Consider the following 24,909-nt stretch of genomic DNA (forward strand, 5'->3'; position numbering starts at 1 on the left):
TGCGGGCATGAGCGGCGGGCCCCGCCCGCTGCGTGCTTCGGCGGGCGGGGCGGGCCCAAATCCCCGGGCGTGCCCGGCCGTTGCCCGCAGCGGGCGCGCACCACACTCAGGGGGCGCCGGCCCGGCGCCACGCCCTCAGGACCCAAGGGGGCTCGCGCCGCCCTCCCCTACCGGCCCGGCGCCCGGCCGATACGCGTCGTGCGCCGCGGCCCGGTCGCCGGACCCTGGCCCCGGGCGCGCAGGGACGCGGCCCGCACCGGCCCGGCACCCGCCGTACAGGATTCACCGGGCCGGCGCCCCGCCCGCCGGGCGTTTCGGTGGGTACCCGGCCGTCGTGGGCCGTGTCGGTGCCGGCGTCGGTGCCGGGGCCGGTGTCGGGGCGGCGGCCGGCCGGTGCGGGCACCCGGAGGCCGGGGGCCGGCGCGGCGCGGGCGGGGGCGGGTCAGGCGGTGCGGTAGGCGACGCGGTTGGCCATGCGGGTCAGTTCGCTGCGCCAGACCGGGTCGATGGGCACGTCGTCGATGGCCCGGCAGCCCTGCTCGACCAGGGCGCTGATGTGCTTCTCGACGTCGTCGAGCACCCCGGTGTCCACCAGGCGCCGGCGGACCTCGTCGGGGGTGTGGCCGGGCTCGGTGATCAGCTGGTGGATGCGTTCGTCGCGCTGCATCGCCCAGCCCAGCAGCAGTGTCATCTTGTGCTGGCTGAAGTCGAGGCCGGCGGGCTTGCCGGTGTCCGCGGAGTCCCCGAAGGCGTCCAGCAGGTCGTCGCGGAGCTGGAAGGCCTCGCCCACCGCCTCGCCGTACTTCTCGAAGGCGGGGGCCAGATCGGCGCGGCCGGCCGCGCTCGCCCCCACCACCAGGGGCCGGTGGATGGTGTAGTGGCCGGACTTGATCAGGGCGATCCAGCGGGAGAGGTCGGGGTCGACGGAGAACTCGGCGGCCGCGGTCATGTCCATGTACTGGCCGATCATCACCTCCGAGCGCAGCTTGCTCCACACCGGGATGACCGAGGGCGGCGCCTGGGACATCAGCTGGTCGGAGTAGACCAGGGCCAGATCCCCCACCAGCAGGGCCACGCCCTCACCGAACCGGCGTGACTCGCCCTGCCAGGCCCGGCTCTCGTGCAGCGCGGAGTGCTTGGCGTGCACGGTGGGCAGGCCGCGCCGGTGGCTGGAGGCGTCGATGATGTCGTCGTGGATGAGGCCGGAGGCGTGCAGCATCTCCACGGCGGCGGCGGCCGCCACGATGCCGGGGTTGCCCGGGTCGCCGCCGGCGGCGAGGTAGCCGGTGATGCAGAACGCGGGCCGGATGCGCTTGCCGCCGGCCGCGACCAGGCCGGCGACCGCGTCGACCGCGCCGCCCGCCCGCTCGTCCGCGGCCCCCCACACCCGGCGCTCGGACGCCAGGAACGAGCTCAGCCGCCGCTCCATTTTCTGCAGCAGTTCCTCGGTGGTGCGGCGCGCGGCGGCGGACAATTCCTGGCTGCCCGATTCGGCCTCGAGGGTCTTTTCGTTAACCATGTCTATCTCCTTGGTTGTTACGGGGCGCGTGCGGCGCCGGCACACGGCACGCGCCGCGGGTATTCACAAGGCGTACGCTGCCCGGTCACGCGGGAACTGGAAGAAGACTAGAGTTCTCCTTCAGAAAAGAGGAATCTAGAATTCCCCTTTAGGGGCGTTAGATTACGAAAAGAAAAATTTACACGCCCTGGTTTAACGCTCTCTCCCCGGCCGGAGGCACGTTGACACCCCCGACCGGTCGTGGAACTCTCCCAAGTGCACCCCTGGCCGCAGCTCGGCAGGACCGGGGGATCTGCGCAACAGCGGGGGGACAGTACGCGCATGGCAGCCGTATTCACTGAACACGCCATGGCCTGCACGCGGCGGGCCGAAATCACATTCCTTTTCCGGGATTTCCTGACGGGACCGTGAAGGGCTTTTCCTGCCCCACGGCTTTCTCCAGTGGCTCTGCACCGGGGGATCCGGCCCCACTCCCCTGCCCCATGGGCCTTCCTGTTCTGCATTACCGCGGCAATCGGCACGGTGTTTTGCGTGCCCGGCCGGTTGCGGGGCGCGCGCCAGCTCATGAAGGAGATTTCATTCGATGGAGTTCCACTCATGCCCCAGGAACCATGCCCAGGAAGTCCGTGCCGCCGCCGGGTCCGTGCTCTGTGTCCCGTGCCTGGGGCAGCTGGAACGTAACCTGCGCACGCTTCCCGGTCTCCACCAGGAGGGGCTGTACCACGTTCTGTCGGCCTCCCGGCGGCGGAACCCGACAAAGGTGTCGGGCAGCCGCAAGCGGGACCATCTGAACATGTCCGCGCTGGATGCCAGGAACAACAGTCTGGCGGTCCTGGAATCGTGGTCCTGTTTCGTCGCGGAGAAACTCGGCCCGGCGGTTCCCGGCCGTTCCGTGCCGGCCCTGACGGGTTTCTTGCTGCACCATCTCCAGTGGCTGACCGGCCGGCCGCCCGCCGCGGAATTCGCCGATGAGATCGAGGGTCTGCACCTGGAATTGCTGCGGGCCATCGACCCGGAGCCCGGTGAGCACAATGCGGTCCTCGTCGCGTGCGTCGTGGTCGGCTGCCCGGGAAAGATCAGCACGTCGCCGCGGCAGCAGGAACGTGCCGGAAAGAGCGGTCTTGGCTGCTCGGCGGGGCATGCCTGGGAAATGCGTGAACTGCTTGCCGTAGGGCATCTCATGAACCGACAGCGAAAGGACGCCGCATGAACAGGCCACCACGTCACCGGCTCGTTCCCACGAACGTGGCCGCGCTGGCCGCGGGGGTGTCCGAGGCGACCATCCGCAAGTGGGTGAGCCGGGGAAAGATAACGCGTTATGGAACTCCGGGCCGCTCGGAGTTCGACATCGAGGAACTCACGGTGATCGCCCTGCAGCGCCGGCGCTGAACCCGGCCCCGCATCCGACGCCCGCCCCGGTATCGCATCCGGTGCCGCCTCCCGGACCCGCATCCGGTGCCGCATCCGGTGCCTGTGCCGCATCCCGGCCCCGCCGCCCCCACCCCCGTCCCCGCCCCGCTCCTGCCCGGCGGGGGCGAGGGCGGCGGGGGCGACGGGGCCGGCGGGGTTTGGGGGTTCACCGGTCGGGGGCGGCGGGCTGGGGGCGTGCCAGGGCCCGTTCGGTGAGCGGGCCGGCCGCTCCGGTGTAGGCCTCGGGGGCGAACAGGTCCCCGCAGCCGGCCTCCGCCTCTTTCAGGGCGGCGGCGGCCCGCTCGTCCGCGCGCAGCAGGGCGGCCAGGGGGGTGCCGGTGCGTGCCGCCCGGGCGGAGGCCTCGTTCAGCAGCTGCCGTGCGGCGGCCTTGCCCAGCAGCGGGGTCAGGGCGGCGGCGATCCGTTCGGAGACGATCTGGCCGCCGGTCAGCGCGGTGTTGGCGCGCATGCGGGCGGGGTCGACCGTCAGGCGGGAGACGAGTTCCGCCGTCTGGTGGGCCGCTCCCCCGGCCAGCCGCAGCAGGGCGCGCAGCGGTTCCCACTCGGCGTGCCAGGCGCCGGCCGAGCGTTCGTCCTCGCTGAGCATGCAGCCCAGCACGGTGGCGGCGAGCTGGGGGGCCTGCAGGGCGGCCGAGCGCACCGCGGTGGCCAGGACGGGGTTGCGTTTGTGCGGCATCGCCGAGGAGGCGCCCCGGCCGGCGGGTGCCGGTTCGTGCACCTCGCCGGTCTCGGTGCGGGTCAGCGCCAGCACGTCGACGGAGATCTTGCCCAGGGCGGTGCAGGTGAACGCGGTGGCCTGGGCCAGGTCCGCGACCGGGGTGCGCAGCACGTGCCAGGGCAGCAGCGGGGCCGCCAGGCCGAGTTCGGCGGCGAAGGTGCGGGTGAGGCCGGTGACGTAGGCGGCGGGTTCGGCGTCCTGGGCGTGCTGGAGGTAGCCGGCCAGGGTGCCGGCGGCCCCGCCGAGCTGGACGGGGCCCGGGTCGAGGGCGCGCAGTTTGTCCGCCGCGTCCAGCACCAGGTGGCGCCAGCCCGCCGCTTTGAGCCCGAAGGTGGTGGGCACGGCGTGCAGGGCCAGGGTGCGGCCGGCCATGAGGGTGCCCTGGTGGGTGCGGGCCAGGTCGGCCAGCGCCCGGGCGGCGGCGTCCAGGTCGGCGCGGATCAGCCGCAGCGCGCGGGCGGCCACCAGCATCATCGCCGTGTCGAGGATGTCCTGGCTGGTGGAGCCGCGGTGGACGTAGCGGGCCGCGTCGGCGTCCTGCGCGGCCACCACGGCAGTGAACTCCTGGACCAGTGCCACCACCGGGTTGGCGGACTGGCGGGCCTGGCGGGCCAGCGCCCGCAGGTCCAGGTGCTCGGCCCGGGCCGCCCGGCTGATCACCCGGGCGGCCGCCCGGGGCACCGTGCCGAGCCGGGCCTGGGCCCGGCTCAGCGCCGCCTCGGCGTCCAGCATGGCCTGCAGCCAGGCCCCGTCGCCGACCGCGGCCGCCACGGGGGTGTCCGCCCAGACCGGCGCGAGCAGCCCGCTCTCCACCGCCTCCCCACCGCACCCGGCCGCACCGGGCGGGAAGTCATCGGGCATGGGGGGCTCCTTGTCCGGGGGCAGCGGTGCCGGGCCTCGCGTTCTGCGCGGGGGCGGGGTCCGGGGTCGGTGCGGGGGCGGGCTCTGGGGTCGGTCCGGGGGCGGGGCCTTGGATTGGCCCCGGGGCGGGGTCGGGTCCGGCCGCGGGGGCGGTCGCGGAGCTGGTCGCGGGCCCGGCCGCAGGGGTGGTCGCGGGCCCGGTTTCCGGGCTGGTTTCGGACCTGGTGGCGGGGCCGGTGTCGGGGCTGGTTTCCGGCCCGGTCGCGGGCCCGGCCGCAGGGGTGGTCGCGGGGCTGGTTTCGGACCTGGTGGCGGGGCCGGTGTCGGGGCTGGTTTCCGGCCCGGTCGCGGACGCAGCCGCGGGGCTGGTCCCGGCCCCGGTCGCAGAGCCGGTATCGAGCCCGGTCGCGGGGCCGGTCTCAGACCCGGTACCAACACCGGTCCCAGACCCGGCGTCAGGACCGCTCACAGGCCCGGTGTCGGGGCCGGTCACAGGCCCGGTATCGGGACCGCTCACAGGCCCGGTATCGGGGGCGGTCACAGGCCCGGTATCGGGACCGCTCACAGGCCCGGTATCGGGGGCGGTCACAGGCCCGGTATCGGGACCGCTCACAGGCCCGGTGCCGGGGGCGGTCACAGGCCCGGTGTCGGGGGTGGTTGGGGTGCAGGACCAGGCGGCGCGGGCTATGGCGTCGGCGTCGGTGAGGGTGACCGAGTTGACGCCGGGGCGGATGCCGGCGGCGGTCACCCAGTGCACCGACTCGGTGGGCACCCCGAAGGCGAAGCGCCGCGGGTGGGCGCGGCCGGCCGCGTCGATCAGGTGGAAGGGGCGGCGGGTGACGGCCAGCCCGTCGGTCTGCACGCTCTCGCCGGAGCGGGTGCGGATGCGGTAGGCACTGCACTGGCCGCGCTCCAGCAGGTCGCGCAGCAGCGGGTCGCCGGTGCGGCGCAGCGTGATCGCGGGCAGGCGGGCCTCGACCAGGGCTCCCACCCGCACCGCGGAGTGCGGCACCTGCGGGGAGGCGACGGTGTAGCCGTGGGCGTCCGCGCTCACCTGCAGGCCCGGCCCGATGACCCGCAGCACGCCGGCCTCGATCAGCGCGACCATCTCCTCGACGCGGCGGGCCGGCGGGCCGATGGACAGGTGCGCGTTGAGCGGGGTGTACCAGCCGTCCAGGTCGGCGCGGTGGGAGTCGCCGTGCAGGCCGCCGTGGTCGACGATCAGGCGGATCTCGTTGCGCAGGTCCCGCAGGACGTCCAGGGCCGCCTTGAGGGGGCCGGTGACATTGCCGGCGCGGGCCTCGGCCACGTCCTGGCGCAGGTGGTCCAGGAGCCAGCCGGTGAAGTCGTGCGGGCCGGTGAACTCCCGGTCGCGGTAGGGCCGGGCGAGCAGGTCCCAGTCCCAGCGGTCCTTGTCGCCGATGCCATAGGCCTCCAGGACCGCGTCGGTCTGCTCTCGGCGTGCGCCGGCGGCCAGGTAGTCGCGCCGGAGCCGGGCCGCCCGGGCACCGTCGCCGCGGGAGGTGAGCAGCGTCGTGTAGTAGACGGTCTCGGCCTCCCGGGCGATCAGCGGCCACACCTCGCGGGCGAAGTCCAGGCCGTCGCGGTGGTGCAGGCGGCGCAGGTCGGCGATGCGTGCGGGGGTGAGCAGCAGCGGCTCGTGGCGGCCGTGCGGGCCCTTCTCGTTCTCGCCGCGGGCCTGGTAGGGGATGCCGCGCCGGGAGCCCGCGTAGAGGCGGGGCTCCTTCCCGCTGGGGTGGTAGACCAGCCGGCTGCCGGCGCGGGCGAAGGTGCCGCCGCGGCCGGCGGTGAGCTGGGCCAGGTAGTCGAAGAAGTTCAGGCCCAGGCCGCGCAGCAGCACCGTGGCGCCCGGGTCCAGGACGTCCAGGTCGACGTCGGCGGGGTTGGCCGGCGCGATGTGGCGCAGGCCCAGCCGGGCGGCCCGGGCGGCGAAGTCCCGTTCGGGCCCGGTGGCGTGGGCCGGCAAGTGGCCCTGGCACAGGATCACCGCGTCCAGGGCGTGCAGGCGGGTGCCGTCGGCCAGCAGCACGCGCTGACGCGGCACGTCAGCAGTGGCGGGGCCGGTGGCGGGGGTAGGGCCGGTGGCGGTGGCGGGGTTGGGGTCGTCGTCGTCCAGGGTCAGGGCCAGGGTGCGGTGGGTGGTGATGTGCACATGGGCCGGCGCGGCCTCCACGACGCGCCGGTAGGCCCAGTGCAGGTAGTGGCCGTAGAACGCGCGGGTGGGATAGGTGTCGGGGCCCAGGGCGCGGGCCTGGGCCAGGACGGGCGCCGGGTACTGGCCGCGGATGCGGCCGGCGGCCAGCTGCCGGGCCCACTCGTACAGGCTCGGCCCCGGCTCCAGCGGGCCGTGCAGTTCCACGCTGGCGTCGGTGAACAGGGAGATCTGTCCGGCCACGGTGTTCATGAGCAGGTGGGGCGACTGGTCGGTGCGCCACACCTTGCCGGGCCCGGGCGGATAGGGGTCGACCAGGTGGATGCGCAGAGGAACGTGCGGGGAGCGGCGGCGCGCGTTGGCGCACAGCCGCTCCAGGACGGACAGGCCGCGCGGGCCGGCGCCGATCACGCACACCGTGTTCTGTTTCTGTGGTGCTGTCATGTCTACCGTCTCTGCTGGGTCACGCAACGGGGCGGCGACCGCACGCCGAGGGCCACGACCGCGGTGCGCGGTGTGCCCTGGTGCGTCCGGCCGGCGAGCACCGTCGCGGGCAGGCCCCGACGGCGCTCCGGCGCACGTCCCGCCGGCCCGGGAGCAACCTCAACCGGGCGGCGGACCCGGCCCGTTGCGCGCCAGGGCGCACCGGGGCGGGTACAGGGGACGTGCGGCAGGGGTGTATCGGCGCGCGGTGCGCCCGGCCGCGGTGGTGCGGCCGGGCGCGGCGCTGCGCGTACGTGCGGTGCCGGCCCTCATCCGCTGTCCCGGGGCGGGCGGTAGCCGTTCACCATTCCAGCAGGGCGAACCCTGCGGACATGCCGCCTCCGAAGCCGGCCAGGAGTACCAGGTCTCCGGGCCGGAAGGCTCCGCGGCCCACGGCCGCGTCCAGGGTGATCGGCACGGAGGCCGATCCGGTGTTGCCGTAGTGCTCCAGCGTCAGGTGGGTGGTGGCGTTGGGCAGCACCAGGTCCTCCAGGCCGGTGTCGAGCATGACGCCGTTGGCCTGGTGCGGCACGAAGTGCGCGATGTCCTCGGCGGCCACGCCCGCCTCGTGCAGGAACTCCTTGGTCAGCTGGGGCAGTTGCTCCACCACGAAGCGGCGCACCTCGCGGCCCTGCATCGTGAAGTACTGCAGGCCCGCCTCCAGGGCGGCCGGGTCGGCGGGCCGGCGGCTGCCGCCGGCGGGCACCTCGATCAGGCCCGACAGGTCCCCGAAGGAGTGCAGGGCCACGTGCCGCACCCGCGGGCCCGGGCTGTCGCTGCCCAGCACCAGGGCGCCGGCGCCGTCCCCGAACAGGACCACGGTGCGGCGGTCGGCGGGGTCGAGGATCCGCGAGTAGACGTCCGCGCCGATCACCAGGGCCCGGCCGCCCTGCTGGGCCAGCATGCTCTGCGCGACGGACAGCGCGAACACGCTGCCCGAGCAGACCGCGTTCACGTCGAAGGCGGCCGCGCCCACCGCGCCCAGCTGCTGCTGCACGTAGGCCGCGGTGGGCGGCTGCGGCCGGTCCGGGGTGGAGGTGGCCACCACGATCAGCGTCAGATCGCCCGGGGTGAGGCCGGCCGCGGCCAGCGCACGCCGCCCGGCGGCCACCGCCAGGTCCGAGGTGGCCTGGCCGGGGGCGGCCCAGCGCCGCTCCCTGATCTTGGTCTTCCGTATGATCCAGTCCCCGTCGACGCCGGCCGGTGCTCCGACCTCGTCGCTGGTGACTATCCGTTCGGGCACATAGGCACCCGTGCCCAGGACGGCGATGCCGCTCATGCGCCTGCTCCTTTCAGCTGCGTTCGCACGGGGGGCGTCAGCGCCGCTCGTGGATCTGCCTGCGACCGGACCGGACGGCCGGCCACGCCCGGCCGTGGTACGCCGGACCGCGGTGATAGCGGTGATAGCGGTGATAGGTGATAGCGGTGGTGGCGGTGATGGCCGGCGCGTCCGCGGCGCGCCGGGCAGGGGTGGTGGCCGGTGTGCTGCGCAGGCCGCGCCGGACAGGGGGCGTGGGCCCGCACGTAGCGCGATGCACCGGGCGAGGGGCACGGCCCGCGCGTAACGCGATGCACCGGGGCGAGTGAGGCTGGGGGCGGCGAGGTGTCCGCCGGCCTCCACCCCCACCCCCCTTGGGCCGTGACGGGGCGTCAGCGGCGCTGGTAGATCCGCTTGTGGCCGTGCAGGGCCGCCAGCCGGAAGTCGCCGCTGGTCTGCACCGGGGTGGGGTAGCCGCCGCCGTCGGTGGGGAAGGACCGTTCGTGCAGCTCGCGGTAGTCCGCGTAGTCCAGCGGCCGGCGCCGTTCGATCACCGCCCGGTGCTCGGCCGTGCGCAGCTGCGCCCGGTAGCCCGGCACGACCTGGCCCGCGAAGAACTCCGCGACGCTGCCCGATCCGTAGCTGAGGAAGCCGACGGGCCGGCCGCTGAGGTCCTCGGCCTGGTCCAGCAGCGCGGCCAGCGCCAGGTAGACCGAGGCGGTGTAGCTGTTGCCGATCACCCGGTTGTAGGCGGTGGTGTGGCCCAGCGCCGCCTCGATGGCGTCCTTGCCGCTGTCGTGGCCGCAGTACTCCAGCAGATGCCGGTGGGCCTTGTAGGCCATCTTGGTGAAGGGCTGGTGGTAGCAGAAGGCCGCGAACTCCTCCAGCGCGTGCCCGCCCTGGCCGCTGTAGTCCTTCCAGCAGCCCTCCACCGCCTGCAGGTACGCGTGGATCGACTCCTGGCCGTCCACCAGCGCCTCGGTACGGTAGTTGGGCCGCCAGAAGTCCATCACGTCCGCGGTGAACAGCCCCGAGGGGCCCTCGATGCGCACCAGGGCGGGGTCCGCGCCGACCAGCATCGCGACCGCCGCGGCGCCCTGGGTGGCCTCGCCGGGGCTGTCCAGCTCGTACTTGGACACGTCGCTGGCGATGACCAGGACCTGCTGGGAGGGGTCGCGCGCCACCAGGCCCAGGGCGAACTGCAGTCCGGCGGTGGCCCCGTAGCAGGCCTGCTTGAGCTCGACCACCCGGGCCGCGGAGGGCAGCCCGAGCAGGGAATGCACATACACCCCGGCGGCCTTGGCCTGGTCGATCGAGGACTCGGTGGCGAAGACCACGGTGCGGATGTTCTCGCTGCCGTGCCGGGCGATGACCGGCGCCGCGGCGGCCGCGGCCAGCGTGACGATGTCCTCGTCGGCCGCGGGCACGCTCATCGATTCCTGGCCGATGCCCAGGTGGTACTTGCCGATCTCGGTGCCGTTGTACGCGGCCAGCGCCGCGTGCGACAGCACGAACTCGGTCGTCGCGAACGACAGATCATGAATGCCTATGCCTTTGCCCGGACCACTGGCCATGCCCTCTCCACCCACCCCTAGTTTTCGTCGCGTTGTCGCGTTGTCGTGTCGTTGTGTGGCCGCGCTGGACGCACCTGCGCCCGCGCCGGCCCGCCCCTCCTCCCCGGGGGGGGCGGGTTTCAGGTCACCGGTTCACATCACCGGTTCACGTCACCGGCTGTGGCCGGCGCGTGCCCGGAGCGGGACGACCCAGGTCTGGACGGCGCCGGCCTCGTGCAGCTGCCGGGTGACGGCGCTGGCCTGTTCGGCCTCGGTCAGCGCGATCATGCAGCCGCCCATCCCGCCGCCGGTGATCTTCGCTCCGAGGCTGCCGGCCGTCTGGGCCGCCTGGACCAGCGTGTCGATGCGCTGGGTGCTCAGCCCGGCGGCCCGCAGCAGTTCGTGATACTCCGTCAGGCGGTGGCCCAGTTCCTGCGGTTTGCCGTCGGCCAGGGCCAGTCGGGCCTCGTCGGTCAGCTCGGTGGCCCGGCGCACGAAGTGTTCCCGGGCCCCGGCGTGGCGCTCGAAGCCGGCGCGCAGCAGGGCGACGGCGTCCTTGGTGCGGCCCACTTCGCCGCTGTCGGCGATGATGAACAAGCCTTCGCAGCCCAGGGGCAGTTCTGTGGCCCGGCCCTCCTGGAAGAGCAGGGGCGCGGCGGCGCCCACGGCCCGCGCGTCCACGCCGCTGGCCCGGCCGTGGGTGACGTTCTCCGCGGTCTGCACCAGTTCGAAGGCGGCCTGCTCGGTGACGTCGTGGTCGAAGAGGTCGGCCAGGGCGAGGACCACCGCCTGGGCGCACGCCGCGCTGGAGCCCAGGCCGCGGCCGGGCGGCACCGCGCAGTCCAGGATGACGTCCAGGTGCACGTCGGCGGCGATGCCGGTGCGCGTGCGGAACTCGGCGGTCAGCCGCCGCAGCCAGTCGGTGGCCTGGGTGCCCACCGGCCGTGTCGGGGAGCCCGTCATGGTCAGGGACACATCGCCGGTGTCGTCCGGGGCGCGCTCGGACCAGCCGGCGCTGGCGGTGACCGGCAGCTGCGGCACGGGCAGTGCGAGGGCCGGGGCACCGTAGACCACCGCGTGCTCCCCCAGCAGGATGGCCTTGGCGTGGGCGCGGCCCACCCCGACCGAGCGGGCCCGGCCACGGCGCGATGCCCGCTGTGCTGAGGCCGGTGGCGTCAACGCACTCAGCTCCCTTTGTCTTTTCTGCATGGAGATCGCGTCATCCAGACTGTGAGGAAGGAATGAAGCAGGACATCGGATGCGTGGTTCACCGCGTCCTTCGAGCACGGGCGGGGCCCGGGTGCGGGGCCGCGGGGTACGGGTACGGGTACGGGTACGGGTAGGGGACCGAAGGGCCCGGGACACCGCATACGGAATACGGAAATACGGGGCCGCGCAACGGCACGCGCGCCTGCGGCGGTTCGAGGAATCGGGGGCGCCGGCCCGGCCCGGCACGGTGGTGCGGGTGCGGGGGGCGCGGTCCCGGCGCGGTGGTGCGGGGTGCGCGTTTGGGGGGCGCCGGCAGACTGGAGCGGCTCGCGCCACAGGAGGTGGGGCGGGGCCTTGGCCCTCCGCCCTTCGTGCGGAGCGGCGGCGGATACGGTGCCCACTCCCCTGCGCCGGTTACTGCCTTGCCGCGCGGCGGCTTTCGGGCAGGGGGGACGCACCGGAATAGTGACACGGGCTTCGCCCTGACGCCTAGGGCATCAGGAAGTGGCGTGGCTCACATCGTGGTAGGGGGGGTGGGGGCGTGCGGGCGGCTCAACCGGCGCCGGGGCGGGGGGACTTGAGGATTCCGGGGTGGTCCTCACACCCCGGCCCGTGAGGGCAGCAGGGCGGGGGCGGGACGGGCCGTGGCGGGCCAGTGGCGGCTCAGCCGGGGCCGGGGAGCGGCATGTCGGCCGCCTGCCCCCCTCGTGGGCCCCGCCTCCGTGCGGCCGGCCCGGCGGGGGCGGGGCGGGGTGCCGGGCGCGGGCCTGCGCGCTCCGGCCTGGGCCGAGGGGGCGCCGCGCTGCCTGCCGGGCCGGCACGGGGAGACGGACCCCGCTCCCCGCCCCCGGCCCGTAGAGGGGTTCACGGTCGGCCGGATGCGGGCCGGCACGCCCCAACTCGCCCTGCGGAGCGATGCGTTGTCTGCCGCTCCGGTTCAGGGGCCGGGCCCCGCTCCCCCGGCGCGAAGCGGCAGGGCAGAGGGGTGGCCGGCCGGCACGGCCAGCGCACGCGGGGTGGGATGCGGGGTGCGGGGTGTGGGGTGCGGGTCAGTCGATGCCGCGTACCAGGTGGGGTTCCCAGGTGTCGTCCTCGTCGATGCCGGCCAGGCGCAGCGGGGGCGGGCGGGGCGGGGCGAGCACCGGCACGTCCCAAGGCCACCTGGCTTCCTCTTCCTCGGTGTCGTGCATCGGGTCCTCCTCGTCGGGGTGTTCGTGCCTCAGCGGGGTGCGGCGAGGCCGTGGGGCTCGCCGATGGTGCCGGGGACGGCAGGGCTGGCGGGGGTGGTGGGGGTGTGGAGGTTGCGGTGGATCTCCAGCGTCGCCGTGGAGCGGTTGAGGGTGATGTAGTGCAGGCCGGGGGCGCCCTCGGCCAGCAGGCGCTGGGCCATGGCGGTGGCGTACTCGACCCCGATGCGGTGGCCCTGGGCCGGGTCGTGGCGGGCGGCTTCCAGGCGGTGGGCCAGGTGTTCGGGGAACGCGGCGCCGCTCAGGGCGGCGAAGCGGCCGATCTGGCGCACGTCGGTGGCCGGCATGATCTCCGGGATGATCGGGGTGGTGCAGCCCGCGGCGGCCACCTTGTCGCGCAGCCGCAGGTAGTCCTCGACGTGGAAGAACATCTGGGTGATGGCGTAGTCGGCGCCCGCCCGGCACTTGGCGACGAAGTGGCGGATGTCGCTGTCCCAGTCCGCCGAGCGCGGGTGGCGTTCGGGAAAGGCCGCCACGCCGACACTGAAGGCCCCCGACTCCTTGACCAGGCGCACCAGTTGGTGGGCGTGGGTGAAGCCGTCGGGGTGCGGGATCCAGGGCGCGCCCGGGTCCCCGGGCGGATCGCCGCGCACGGCCAGGACGTCGCGGACCCCGGCGTCGGCGTACTGGCCGATGATGTGCCGCAGTTCGGCCACCGAGTGGCCGACCGCGGTCAGGTGCGCGACGGGGCGCAGGGTCGTCTCGGCCGCGATGCGTTTGGTCACCTCCACGGTGCGGTCCCGGGAGGAGCCGCCGGCCCCGTAGGTGACCGAGACGAAGGCCGGGGCCAGGGTCTCGACCCGGCGGATGGTGTGCCACAGGGTGCGGGCCGCGGCGTCGGTCTTGGGCGGGAAGAACTCGAAGGAGAAGGACGGTGCGTCTTCTTCGACGATGTCGCGCAGTGCGGTCACTGCCGGCCTCCGGCGTTCGGCGTGGACAGGGCGGGCCTGGCGGGCGTTTACGGGTCGGGCCGCCCGGTGCCGGATGCGTCCGCCCGGTGCGGGGTGGGTCCGCCCGGTGCGGGGAGCCCGTCCGGTGCGGGGAGCCCGTCCGGTGCGGGTGAGCGGGGTGCCGGCGGACGCCGAGGTCCGGGCGTTGCCCGGGGCGGCGTCAAAGCGTTGCCCCGGGGCGGCGGCAGGAGGTTGGCCCCGGGGCCGGGCCCGGCGGCCGGCGGCTGACGGCTGGGGGCCGGCGGGTTGAGGGTCAGGGGGCCGGGGCGAGCCGGGTCTCGATGGCGCGGGCCGCGCCGCGGCCGTAGGTCTGGTCGATGCGGTTGATCAGCTCGGCGGGGATGAGCTTGTACTCCTGGGTGCCGACCGATTCCAGGACGGTGGTGGCCAGCGCGCAGCCGAGCTGGGCGGCCCGTTCGTGCGGCAGCTGCCAGGCGGTGGCGGCCAAAAACCCCGCGCGGAAGGCGTCGCCCGCCCCGGTGGGGTCGGTGATGTTGTCGGTGGGCACGGCCGCCACGTGCAGCCGCTGCGCGCCGGCGCGGGTGAGGGCGGCGCCGCCCGCGCCCAGGGTGGTGATCCAGGTGCCGACGCGGTCCAGGAGCTGCGGCCGGCTCCAGCCGGTGCGCTCCTGCAGCAGGGCGGCCTCGTACTCGTTGGTGAACAGCCAGCGGGCGCCGTCCACCAACCGGCGGGCCTGCTCGCGGTCCAGGCGGGCCAGTTGCTGGGAGGGGTCGGCGGCCACCGGCAGGCCCAGGCGGTGGGCGGTGGCGGTGTGGCGCAGCATCGCCTCGGGGTCGTCGGCGCCGATCAGGACCAGGGCGGGCGGCCCGGTGCGGGCGGTGACCGCGGCCAGGTCGATGCGGGCGGCCTCGGCCATGGCGCCGGCGTAGAAGGTGGCGATCTGGTTCTGGTCCTGGTCGGTGGTGCACACGAAGCGGGCGGTGTGCAGGGTGTCACTGACCTGGACGGCGGTGGTGTCCACGCCGTGTTCGCGCAGCCAGGTGCCGTACTCGGCGAAGTCCAGGCCCGCGGCGCCGATGAGGACCGGGTCCAGCTCCAGCAGGCCCAGGCCGAAGGCGATGTTGGCGCCGACGCCGCCGCGGCGGACCTCCAGGCGGTCGGCGAGGAAGGACAGGGAGACCCGCTCCAGCTGCTCCTTGATCAGCTGCTCGGCGAAGCGGCCGGGGAACACCATCAGATGGTCGGTCGCTATCGACCCGGTCACGGCGATACGCACAAGAAAGCACTCCTTGGACCAGCGCGGGAGGCGGGGGCGGGGCGGGAAGAACCCAGCAGAAGACGGCGCGGGCAGCGCGGGCAGCCGGGCGCGGCGCAACGACGGCACAGGAACGGTGCGGGGGCGGTGCGGGGTTGGTGTGTTCCGGGCGCGCGGCGGGGGCGGTGCCCGGCGCAGGGCCGCCCCCGCCCGTGCCGCGCGCCCGGGCCGGACGGTGCGGTGCGGGGCGGTGCGGGGGCGGGGGCGGTCAGCCCGCGTCCGCCGCCTTGCGCAGGGCCTCGGCGCGGTCGGTGCGCTCCCAGGTGAAGTCGGGCAGCTCGCGGCCGAAGTGGCCGTAGGCGGCGGTCTGGGCGTAGATGGGGCGCAGCAGGTCCAGGTCGCGGATGAGGGCGGCCGGGCGCAGGTCGAAGACCTCGGCGACGGCCCGCTCGATCCGCTCCTGGGGGACGGTGGCGGTCTCGAAGGTCTCGATGAACAGGCCGACCGGTTCGGCCTTGCCGATGGCGTAGGCGACCTGGACCTCGCAGCGGGTGGCCAGGCCGGCCGCGACGACGTTCTTGGCGACCCAGCGCATCGCGTAGGCGGCGCTGCGGTCCACCTTGGAGGGGTCCTTGCCGGAGAAGGCGCCGCCGCCGTGGCGGGCCATGCCGCCGTAGGTGTCGACGATGATCTTGCGGCCGGTCAGGCCCGCGTCGCCCATCGGGCCGCCGATCTCGAAGCGGCCGGTGGGGTTGACGAACAGGCGGTGGTCGTCGGTGTCCAGCTTGATGCCGTCCTCGGCGAGCCGGGCCAGGACGGGCTCGATGACGTGGGTGCGCAGGTCGGGCGCGAGCTGCGCCGTAAGGTCGATGTCGGCAGCGTGCTGGGAGGAGACCACGAGGGTGTCCAGGCGGGCCGGGCGGCTGCCCCGGTACTCGATGGTGACCTGGGTCTTGCCGTCGGGGCGCAGGTAGGGGACGGTGCCGTCCTTGCGGACCGCGCTCAGGCGGTGCGAGAGACGGTGGGCCAGCTCGATGGGCAGCGGCATCAGGGTGGGGGTCTCGGCGGTCGCGTAGCCGAACATCAGGCCCTGGTCGCCGGCGCCCTGCACATCCAGCGCGTCGCCCTGGACGCCCTGCACGCGGTGTTCGTAGGCGGTGTCCACGCCCTGGGCGATGTCGGGCGACTGCGCGCCGATGGACACCGAGACGCCGCAGGAGGCGCCGTCGAAGCCCTTGGCCGACGAGTCGTAGCCGATCTCGAGGATCTTCTCCCGCACCAGGGTGGCGACATCGGCGTACGCGGCGGTGGTCACCTCGCCCGCGATGTGCACCTGGCCGGTGGTGATCAGTGTCTCGACGGCGACACGCGAGGCGGGGTCCTGGCGCAGCAGGGCGTCCAGGATGGTGTCGCTGATCTGGTCGGCGATCTTGTCGGGGTGGCCCTCGGTCACGGATTCCGAGGTGAACAGGCGGCGGGACATGACACTCCAGGGCGGTGGCGGGTGGATGTGCGGCGCAGGGGGCGAGGGGCGGCGGGGCGGGGTTGTGGTGGTGGGGCCTTGGAACTTTGGAGCTTCGGGGCTTTGGAGCTTGGGGCCGTGGGGTTGTGGGGCCGTGGGGTTCTCGGCGGCCTCTTCGCTCAGCCCGGGGGGGGGTAGTGGGCGGCGGCCTCACATTGCGCGGGGCTGTGTCGTCGTAGAAAGGGGACGATGCCCCGAAGGCCGTTGTGCTGCCGGGGACGGACCCGCCCACCAGCCGACGCCCGAGGCCCGTCGGCCGGCAGCCGAGGGCCGGTGGGAGAGGGCAACCGCGGCTGGTGCCGGGCCGGTTGGGGCCGGCCCGGCGGGCGGGTGGACGCGGGCGGTGTGTCCTGCTTTCGCCGGCGCGTTTTGCCGGGACGGCGGAGGCGTCCCGGTCAGGGTGCGACGGGGCGCGGCGGGGGCCGGCGGGCTGGTGGGGTCAGGCGGCGGCGCGTCCCGCTTTGAGGGCGGCGGCGACGTCGGTCACGCGCCGGGCCTGGTAGGCGGCGGCCTGCAACGTCACCTCACTGGGCGCCACCTGATTGCCCGGCGCCCCCGCCACATGCGAGGTGCCATACGGGTTGCCGGTCTGGAACTGCACCGGATCGGTGTAGCCGGGCGGCACGATCACCCCGCCCCAGTGATAGAACGTGTTGGCCAGCGCCAAAATCGTCGACTCCTGACCCCCGTGCAGCGTACTGCTCGACGTGAACGCCGAATACACCTTCCCCGCCAACTTCCCCTGCGCCCACAACGGACCCGTCGTCTCGATGAACGCCCGCAACTGACTGGACGGATTACCGAACCGCGTCGGCGTCCCCCACAACACCGCATCCGCCCACACCAGATCCTCATGCACCGGCTCAGGAACCTCCGCATGCTCGGCCCGGTAGCGCTCCCAGGCCGCATTGGCCGCCACCGCCGCCGCCGGCGCCGTCTCGGCCACCCGCCGCACCCGCACCCGCGCCCCCGCCTTCTCCGCCCCCTCCGCCGCCGCATGCGCCAACGCATGCACATTGCCCATCGCACTGTAATAAACGATCGCCACGTTCACGGTTGTCATGACTGGGTTCCTTCGTGTGTGCGGGGGTGGGTGGGGCGGGCCCGGCGGCCCGCCCGGAACGGCCCGGGGGCCGGGGCGGGGGGGCGGGGGTCAGCGGCGTGGTGCGGGCGCGGTTCAGGGCTGCGGGGTGGGCGGCCGGGCGTTCATGCGGTGGTGGTGCGGTGGGTGCGCAGGGCGGTGCGCAGGGCGGCCACGACGCGTTCGACCTGGCCGGTGGTGAGTTCGGCGTGCATGGGGATGGCCAGGTGGCGGTGGAAGAGGTCGGCGGAGACGGGGCAGGTCTGCTTGGTCTCGAAGACCGGCTGCAGGTGGGTGGCCCAGGTGCCGTGGCCGCAGCCGATGCCCTGGCCGCGCAGGTCGGCGGCGAGGGCGGCGCGGTCGATGCGGTCGTCCAGGCGGACCAGGTAGGACTGCCAGGCGTGGGTGCGGTCGTCGGGGACCTGGGGCAGGGTCAGCAGGTCCTCGTCGGCCAGGAGGCGCTGGTAGTGGGCGGCGACCGCGGCGCGGCGGGCCAGGAGTTCCTCGATCCGGCCGATCTGCACCTGCAGGATCGCGGCGGCGATGTCGGAGAGTTTGAAGTTGTAGCCGACCTCGGTGAATTCGGGGACGGGCAGGCCCACGACCTTGGACTGGTCGAAGATGCTGCCGATGCCGAAGGAGGAGCGCAGCCGGGCGTCGGCGGCCACGGCGGCATCGGTGGCCACCAGGGCGCCGCCCTCGCCGCTGGTGGCGCCCTTGCGGCCGTGGAAGGACAGGCAGGCGACCTCGGCCAGGGCGCCGGCCTGGCGGCCCTGGTAGGTGGCGCCGACCGCGCAGGCGGCGTCCTCGATGAGGAAGAGGCCGTGCCGGTCGGCCAGGGCCTGCAGTTCGCGGTAGTCGGCGGGCAGGCCCACGGTGTCCACGGCGATGATGCCGACGGTCTTGGGGCCGATCAGGTCGGCGGCCGCCTGGGGGTCGATGGTGTGGGTGTCGGGGCGTACGTCGGCGAAGACGGGCACCGCGTCGAGGTAGCGCACCGCGTGGGCGGGGGCGGGGAAGGTGTAGTCGGCGACGATGACTTCGTCGCCGGGCCGGACGCCGAGGGCGAGCAGGGCCAGGTGCAGGGCGGCGCCGCAGTTGCTGACCGCGACGGCGTGGGCGTCGTAGCGCCGGGAGAGCTGGGCTTCCAGGGCTTTGCCCTTGGGGCCCTGGCCGGCGGGCCAGCCGGAGGCGAACACCTCGGCGACGGCGGCCAGTTCCTGCTCGCCCAGGCTGGCGTGGACCAGGGGGATGGGGTGGGGGTGGGTCATGTGCTCACTTCCCGTTGTCCGCGGTGGCGGGCGGCTGGTAGCGCAAGGGGGTGAGTTCCTGGACGTCGTAGCGCTTGCGCATGTCTTCGACGGCGGCCGCATCGACGGTGGTGCCGCGTGCCCAGATCTCGGCGATCTCTTCGAAGTAGTGCTCGTGGTCGGGCGAGGGATAGCTCTGGAAGAGCATCCGCACCGGTTTGTCGGTGGCGTTGCGGAAGGCGTGCGGGGTGCCGGGCGGCACGAACATGCAGCCGCCCTCGGCGGCGCGGATGACGCGTTCGCCGGTGGCGGACTGCCAGTGGTGCCAGGTGTCCCCGGTGCGTTCGGTGGGCTCGAAGCACAGCAGGTCCAGCTCGCCCTCCAGGACGTAGAAGAACTCCTGGGACTCGTGGTGGACGTGGGCGCCGACATCGAAGCCGGGCGGCACGACCACCTCGAAGATGGAGATGGCCGAGCCCTGCGCCTGGGTCGCCTTGAAGGTCACTTCCTGCGCCGGTGTGATCAGCTTGCGTCCCCCACCGGGCGGGAGGATCAGGGCAGTCATGTGTCGGGTTTCCTTCTTTCGGACGGGACCTCTCGCGTGCGCGGCCCGGAACGGTGCGGGGGCGCGGGGTGCGGGGGTGTGGTGGTGCCGGGGTGCGGTGGTGCCGGGGTGCGGTGGTGCCCGGGGGCGTGGTGCCGGAAGGTGGCGCGGGGATGCCCGGCCCGGACACGCCGGGCGTGGTGGTGCCCGGCCCGGACGTGGTGACCGGTCGGCCGTCAGGCGACCCGGCCCGGGCGCGGTGACGGGCCGGCCGTCAGGCGCGGTGGCGGGCCGGAAGGCAGGCCCCTGGGGCAGCCGGCCGGCGGTGACGGATCGGCCGGCAGGCGGGTGCGGCGGGCGGGTCAGCCGGCGGGCGGGCTGTCGCTGTTCCAGCGGCCCAGGGCCATCTCGGCGGTGATGCCGGGGCCGAAGCCGGCGATCAGGCCGGTGGCGTCCGGCATCGGGGTGTCCTCTTCGAACAGGCGCAGGGCGGCGTCCAGGACGACGGCGCTGGCGATGTTGCCGTACTCGGTCAGCGTCGACCAGCTGTGGCGGAAGACCTTGCGGTCCACGTCCAGGAACTTGGCCAGGTCGTTGAGGATGCGCGGGCCGCCGGCGTGGATGATGTAGAAGTCGAGGTTGGAGGCGTCCCACCGGTGGCCGGCGGCGAACTCGCGCAGCACCGGGGCGAGCGGCTCCATGGTGCCCGGCACCCGGCGGTCCAGCTGGAAGTGGAAGCCGGTGTCGCGCACCGAGTAGGAGATCCAGTCCTCGGTGTGGGGGATGAGGTAGGAGGAGTTGCTCTCCAGTTCGATGCCGGTGCCGCCGCGGCCGCGGACCACGGCGGCCGCGACCGCGTCGCCGAACAGTCCGTCGGACAGCAGGGAGCCGATGTCGTCCATGTCGGGCTGGTAGCACAGCGAGCACAGCTCGCAGGAGACGATCAGGACGTTGCTGCCGGGGTGGGCCAGGCAGAAGTCGTGGGCCCGGTTGATGGCGGCGCCGCCGGCCGCGCAGCCCAGCTGGGCGATGGGGATCTGGCGGGTGTCGGAGCGAAAGCCCATCTTGTTGATGAGCCAGGCCGTCAGCGAGGGCATGAGGAACCCGGTGCACGACACGTAGATGATCGCGTCGATGTCGCGGGCGTCGACCTCGGCGTTGGCCAGGGCTTCCTCGACGACCTCGGGGGTGCGCTTTTTCGACTCGGCCTCGTAGATGCGGTTGCGTTCGGTCAGGCCCGGGTGTTTGAGGGTCTGCTCGATGGGCTGGACGATATGCCGCTTCAGCACCCCCGTGTTGCGGATCAGCCGCAGGGCCAGGGGAAGCTGCGGCTTCCCGGCGTGGACCCGCTCGGCGAATTCCAGCGTCTCTTCGGCCGTGATGACGTTCTCCGGCACACGCACCGACGGCTTGCATAGCCTGGGCATATCGGGAATCCACTTTCTCTAGAGTCTGCCTTCTGCACGTGACTGAAGCGCTCGCGCACTCCCGGCGGCGCCGCCCGGGCGGGCGGCGGCAAGAACAGCGGTGACATCGCCTGCCGTGCCGCCTTCGCCGGGCCCGCGCCGGGTCCGCGCCGGGGCGCGGAACCAGGGGGTGCGGGCGCCGGGGAAGGCGGCACGAAATGAACGGCGGGCCCCCCGCCTCCTCCTTGGCCCTCCCGCCCAACTGCCTGCACGCCCGGCCCGGCCCGGCCCGGATGAGGTCGGCCGGCAAGCGGCCGGCCCGGACTGACCGGGCGGATGGGCGAGGGCGGAGGACGGGCGCAAGGAGGGCAAGCGGACGCGGAAACAGTGGCGGGCGCAAGGGGGGGGCAAGCGGATGCGGAAACAGTGGCGGGCGCAAGGGGGGGGCAAGCGGACGCGGAAACAGTGGCGGGCACAGACGCGCCGGAGGAATCAGAGCAGGGTGGCGGCCGTGCGGGCGCACGACGCCGCACCGCGCCGCACCGCCGTGCGGGCGGGCGCGTCGCGGGCAACTCGCCGGGCGCGTGGACGCGGTGGGGCCGCTCACGCCTGGGCCCCCTCCCCCGGCCGGCGCACGCCGCCCGCCCGCAAACCGACCGGCCCCGACGGCTCCCGCACCCGACCGCGCACCCCGCCCCTGGCGTGCGCTGGGCCAGGGCCGACGGCACCTTGTCCACTCAGTTGCCGTGGACAGGGGGTGCACCGAGCGCCGGCGCCGGGAAAAATGCCCCCGGCGTGGCCTGCCGGGCCGCCGACATCACCGCCTGCGGGCGCGGAAATTACCGTGGGAAAAAGGCGAGCCGCAAAGACGTGAAATCGGCTTAGCCCTGGAGGGGTGGCGGGATGTGATGCTCAACCTGCCGCCGTGGTAACGGATTTGGGCAGGGAAGTCGTGCGGAAATAGTGACACGGATTCCGTCCCCGCACCAAGAGCCCCTGAAAGTGACGTAGGTCACGGCGCCGGTGGCGGGGGCTCCCGGGCGGCGGGCACGCCGCGCAGGGCCCGGATGTGAATCCGCAGGCCGGATACACCGGCCCGGAGCGGGCACCGGAAGGCGCCCCGAGGGGGCCGGGCGGCCGCGCGGGGCGGCACACCCACGCCCGCCCAACTGGCCCGCACCGCAGGGGACATGCGGCCCGCCACCCCCTCCCCCGGCCGCATCCCCGGCCGCGCCCCCGGCCGCATCCCCGGCCGCGCCCCCGGCCGCGTCCCCGGCCGCGTCCCCGGCCGCTCCGGGCGAAGGCCGCGCCCGGCCCGCCCGGGCGGCGTCCGCAACCCGGATCGCGCGGCCCCTGCTCCCGGCCGCGCGCTACGGCCACCCGCCCCGGGTGCAGGCGACGGCCGGCCCGCGCAGTCCCCGGCACGAGGGCGGGGCACTGCCGGCGGGAGGTGCGACGGGCAGGGGGCGTACCGGCGTGGGGCAGCGCCGGCACGCCGTAGGGCCGACGCGAGGCAGTACCCGGCATGGCGCGTCGGCGACACGGGGCCCGGCGTGGAGCGGGCGCCGATGCGAGGCGTTACGGGCAGCAGGCGGTGCCGGAACAGGGCGTTGCCGGCACAAGTCCGCACCCGGCATGAGGCGTTGGCAGCAAGGAGCCGGCGGCGTTACGGGCAAGGGGCGTTGCCCACGTGGGGCCTTCGGGTGCGTGTGTGTGTGTGGGGGGCGTGGTCCTGGCTGCGGGCCGGGGGCCGTTGGCGTGCACCCGTGCGGTTCGGGGCCGGGTGCGGTTCGGGGACCGGGTTCGGGTGCACCCATGCGGTTCGGGCGCCGCGTCCTTGCCCGGCAGGCAGACAGTGGTCTTCGGCCTGCCCGGCAGTGGAGCATCCCGCCCGCACTCCTTCCTCCTCCCGCGCCGTGCGGGCACTCCTGCCCCGCAGGGGCGGCTGCCCCCCCGGGAGACGGCCCCGGTCCTGTCGCCCTCGGAGAGGAACTCCGCCCGGGCCCGGTGGGTCTCGCCCGCCCCCGCTCCGGCCGGGGGGGGCTGGCGGCCGGGGAGGCAACCGGTCTTGTCCCGGGGGGGGCGGGCTGTCGCCGTCCTCACCCGCCCGCCCGGGCCTCAGCCCCTGCCGTCGTGGGGTGTGGTGCCGTTTCCGGGCGGGTGGCTGCCCCCTGGCCCGCGGGCGGCTCCCCCGCTCCCGGGCGCAGGCGTAACGGGGAGAGGTTGTCGCCCGGGCCGGGTACCGGTGGGGAGGCGGTGGGGGTGTGTTCTTTGCGGTGGCTGGGGGCCGCAGCGGCGTGCGTGGGGGGCGGGCCGGGTCCGGGCGGGCCTGCCCCCCCCCGGGGGGGTGGCGTGAGCTGTCGGGGGCCTGTCCCGCCTGCCGGGGGGTTACAGGGTGCGGATGGAGGATTCGGCGTGGTGGCGGGCCAGGCGCAGGATCTGGCGGGTTTCGCGGGTGAGGGCGGCGCGGACCTCGCGGTGGGCCCGGGCCAGGTCCGCGCCGGGGCCCAGGACCTGCTCGATGGTGTCCTCGCGCAACAGGGCGTGGTGCTGGCACAGCACGGTGACGCCGCTCTCATCGGGCAGCACCGACCACTCGCCGCAGTGCGCGGCGAGCAACGGGCGGGGCACGGTCGCCTTGTGCACGATGCGTCCGGCGTGCGGGAAACAGATACGGAAACCGGCCACGGTGGGAGTGCTGCCGTCGGCCGCGGCCAGGTCCAGGGCGACCTTCTGGATGCCCGGGCGGGGCTCTTCCAGCACGGCCCGGCGCACATGGGCGAGCCGGCCGGGCCAGGCGCAGACGTCGTAGAGGAAGTGGTAGACGAGTTCGGCGGGCCCTTTGAGGCGGATGGACTCGGCGAAGGAGAGCGCCAGCCGGTCCAGGCGGGGCCCCTGTTCGGCCAGCAACCGCAGGCTGCGCAGCGCGGAGTGGCTGTTGGCGGTGACGACTTCGCCCAGCCAGGCCTCGTCCTGGAGCCGTCCGCGCGCGGCGCTGAACTCGTGGGTGAGGGTCAGCCGGCAGCGGCCCGGCGCCCGTTCCTCCACCTGCCACACCCCGGCCATCGAGGCGGCCGCCTCCATCGGCTGGTCCTGACGGAAGGCGATCCGCCGGCGGGACAGGTCCTGCACCCGTACGCAGGTCCAAGCGGTGACCTGCCCCTCGGCCAGCGCCCACATCCGCAGCCGTTCACGGACACCGTCGAAGTCCAGACGCTGGGCGTGCAGGATCCGCGGCAAAAACAGCGGCCACCGTTCCGGATCGGCGATCAACGCGTAGACGACGTGCGCGGGCGCGGCCACCTCGACCGCGTGCGCCAGCTGCTGGATGCGCTCCCCGGTCACCGCGGTCCCCTGTCTCCTCCCGCGCGGACTCCCCCGGCCCCACACGTGTTCGGCGCGGGACAGCGGTCCCGGCATACGGCCGGTGGCGGTCCACTCCACACTGCCCCGGCCCGCTCGACACCCGCCCGCACCCGGCTCGAGTCCACCTCGGCCCACCACCCCCACCCCACACCCCGCGAAACCACACCCCCCCACCCACCCGACACCCGCCACCGCCCCGCACCACGCGGCACCACCCCGCCCCGCACCACCCGACACCGCACCGCACCACCCGGAACCGCCCCGCACTGCACCACACCCCCGGGGACCATCACGCACCACGCGGCACCGGACCGGACCAGAGCGCCCGCGCCGAGCCGGACCAGGCCGGGCCACGCCGGGACAAGAGCAGCCGGGACCGGGCGTGCGCAGCAGAACCGGCCAGGGCAGAGGGGCACTGACCGCACCGAAGCAGGCCGGACCCGCCCCGGCCCGGCCCGCCCCGGGCAGCACCGACCCAACCGGAGCAGACCACCAAACAAGCCGGCCGCCCCGGCGCAGGCCACACCAAAACACGCCGGGGACGGAGCCGGACCGGCACGCCGAAACGGGACGGGACGGGACGGGACGGGATGGGATGGGATGGGGCACCGGAACAACCCGCATCAGGCAGGCCCGCTCCTCCCGGCACAGACCACACCGCAGGTGCCGGCCGCCCCGGACCAGCACGCATCACACACGACCGGCCGCCCCGACACAGACCGCACCGAGCAGCCCCGGACCAGCACGCATCACGCAAGAGCGGCCGCCCCGACACAGACCGCACCGGAGGACCGGCCGTGCCCCCGCAGAACTGACCACCAGGAACGAGACCGGGCCCACCCCGGCCCGACCGCACCAAGCCGGACCGGCCGACACGGGAGCAGACCACACCAGGCAGGACCAGCCACACCGGAGCAACCCGCACCGGAGCGACCGGCCGCACCGGCACCCCGAAGCAGGCCCCATCAGGCAGGTTTGGCCGTCCCGACGCAGACCGCACCAGAGCGACCGGCCGCGCCCAGGCAGAACCGCCCACACCAGGAACGAGACCGAGCCCACCCCGGCCCGACCGCACCAAGCCGGACCAGCCAACACGGGAGCAGGCCACACCAAGCAGGACCA

16 protein-coding genes and 1 pseudogene are annotated in these 24,909 nt (G+C 74.4%); 2 read left to right on the forward strand and 15 right to left on the reverse strand.

The features are described 5' to 3' along the window. Nucleotides 1-442 precede the first annotated feature (442 nt). Nucleotides 443-1,519, reverse strand: coding sequence for a polyprenyl synthetase family protein (locus DEJ48_RS00645; RefSeq protein WP_150213439.1), 1,077 nt, complete (start codon nucleotides 1,517-1,519; stop codon nucleotides 443-445). Between the two features lie 793 nt (nucleotides 1,520-2,312). Here DEJ48_RS00645 and DEJ48_RS00650 point away from each other — a divergent pair. Both DEJ48_RS00650 and DEJ48_RS00655 read left to right on the forward strand, forming a co-directional pair. Next, on the forward strand, nucleotides 2,313-2,729 hold the full coding sequence (locus DEJ48_RS00650; RefSeq protein WP_223831817.1) for a hypothetical protein: 417 nt from the start codon (nucleotides 2,313-2,315) through the stop codon (nucleotides 2,727-2,729). Beyond that, nucleotides 2,726-2,908, forward strand: coding sequence for a hypothetical protein (locus DEJ48_RS00655; RefSeq protein ID WP_150213443.1), 183 nt, complete (start codon nucleotides 2,726-2,728; stop codon nucleotides 2,906-2,908). Before DEJ48_RS00650 ends, DEJ48_RS00655 begins: the two co-directional genes overlap by 4 nt. A gap of 187 nt (nucleotides 2,909-3,095) precedes the next feature. Here DEJ48_RS00655 and DEJ48_RS00660 read toward each other — a convergent pair whose 3' ends face one another. The 14 genes and pseudogenes from DEJ48_RS00660 to DEJ48_RS00725 form a co-directional block, all read right to left on the reverse strand. Then, a complete protein-coding gene (locus tag DEJ48_RS00660) occupies nucleotides 3,096-4,529 on the reverse strand; it encodes a lyase family protein (RefSeq protein WP_150213459.1) in 1,434 nt (477 codons plus the stop codon). Nucleotides 4,530-5,187: 658 nt separating this feature from the next. Continuing rightward, nucleotides 5,188-7,146 (reverse strand): annotated as a pseudogene (locus DEJ48_RS00665) (FAD/NAD(P)-binding protein); the annotation flags it as partial. Between the two features lie 340 nt (nucleotides 7,147-7,486). Further along, the gene (locus tag DEJ48_RS00670) at nucleotides 7,487-8,464 is read right to left on the reverse strand and encodes a 3-oxoacyl-ACP synthase III family protein (RefSeq protein ID WP_150213461.1); all 978 of its coding nucleotides are present in this window, start codon (nucleotides 8,462-8,464) and stop codon (nucleotides 7,487-7,489) included. Nucleotides 8,465-8,835: 371 nt separating this feature from the next. Then, the gene (locus tag DEJ48_RS00675; RefSeq protein ID WP_150213463.1) at nucleotides 8,836-10,017 is read right to left on the reverse strand and encodes a hydroxymethylglutaryl-CoA synthase; all 1,182 of its coding nucleotides are present in this window, start codon (nucleotides 10,015-10,017) and stop codon (nucleotides 8,836-8,838) included. Nucleotides 10,018-10,167: 150 nt separating this feature from the next. Continuing rightward, a complete protein-coding gene (gene mvk, locus DEJ48_RS00680) occupies nucleotides 10,168-11,175 on the reverse strand; it encodes a mevalonate kinase (protein ID WP_223831818.1) in 1,008 nt (335 codons plus the stop codon). Between the two features lie 1,079 nt (nucleotides 11,176-12,254). Beyond that, nucleotides 12,255-12,395, reverse strand: a complete 141-nt coding sequence (locus DEJ48_RS39550) for a hypothetical protein (protein ID WP_190537109.1) — start codon at nucleotides 12,393-12,395, stop codon at nucleotides 12,255-12,257. A gap of 29 nt (nucleotides 12,396-12,424) precedes the next feature. Next, the gene (metF, locus tag DEJ48_RS00685; RefSeq protein WP_150213466.1) at nucleotides 12,425-13,363 is read right to left on the reverse strand and encodes a methylenetetrahydrofolate reductase [NAD(P)H]; all 939 of its coding nucleotides are present in this window, start codon (nucleotides 13,361-13,363) and stop codon (nucleotides 12,425-12,427) included. Nucleotides 13,364-13,655: 292 nt separating this feature from the next. Beyond that, nucleotides 13,656-14,639, reverse strand: a complete 984-nt coding sequence (locus DEJ48_RS00690) for a carbohydrate kinase family protein (RefSeq protein WP_150213468.1) — start codon at nucleotides 14,637-14,639, stop codon at nucleotides 13,656-13,658. A 247-nt stretch (nucleotides 14,640-14,886) separates the two neighbouring features. Next, nucleotides 14,887-16,101: a methionine adenosyltransferase gene (gene metK, locus DEJ48_RS00695; RefSeq protein WP_150213470.1), complete on the reverse strand. Its 1,215-nt coding sequence runs from the start codon at nucleotides 16,099-16,101 to the stop codon at nucleotides 14,887-14,889. A gap of 478 nt (nucleotides 16,102-16,579) precedes the next feature. Further along, a complete protein-coding gene (gene wrbA, locus DEJ48_RS00700; RefSeq protein WP_150213471.1) occupies nucleotides 16,580-17,203 on the reverse strand; it encodes an NAD(P)H:quinone oxidoreductase in 624 nt (207 codons plus the stop codon). Nucleotides 17,204-17,346: 143 nt separating this feature from the next. Next, the gene (locus tag DEJ48_RS00705) at nucleotides 17,347-18,492 is read right to left on the reverse strand and encodes a DegT/DnrJ/EryC1/StrS family aminotransferase (protein WP_150213473.1); all 1,146 of its coding nucleotides are present in this window, start codon (nucleotides 18,490-18,492) and stop codon (nucleotides 17,347-17,349) included. 4 nt (nucleotides 18,493-18,496) lie between these two features. Then, nucleotides 18,497-19,036, reverse strand: coding sequence for a cupin domain-containing protein (locus DEJ48_RS00710; RefSeq protein WP_150213475.1), 540 nt, complete (start codon nucleotides 19,034-19,036; stop codon nucleotides 18,497-18,499). Between the two features lie 341 nt (nucleotides 19,037-19,377). Next, complete coding sequence (locus DEJ48_RS00715; protein WP_150213477.1) at nucleotides 19,378-20,442, reverse strand: type III polyketide synthase; 1,065 nt, start codon at nucleotides 20,440-20,442, stop codon at nucleotides 19,378-19,380. Between the two features lie 2,367 nt (nucleotides 20,443-22,809). Next, nucleotides 22,810-23,766: an aromatase/cyclase gene (locus DEJ48_RS00725; protein WP_150213481.1), complete on the reverse strand. Its 957-nt coding sequence runs from the start codon at nucleotides 23,764-23,766 to the stop codon at nucleotides 22,810-22,812. Nucleotides 23,767-24,909: the final 1,143 nt, after the last annotated feature.

The sequence above is a fragment of the Streptomyces venezuelae genome, assembly GCF_008642315.1.
Classification (GTDB): domain Bacteria; phylum Actinomycetota; class Actinomycetes; order Streptomycetales; family Streptomycetaceae; genus Streptomyces; species Streptomyces venezuelae_D.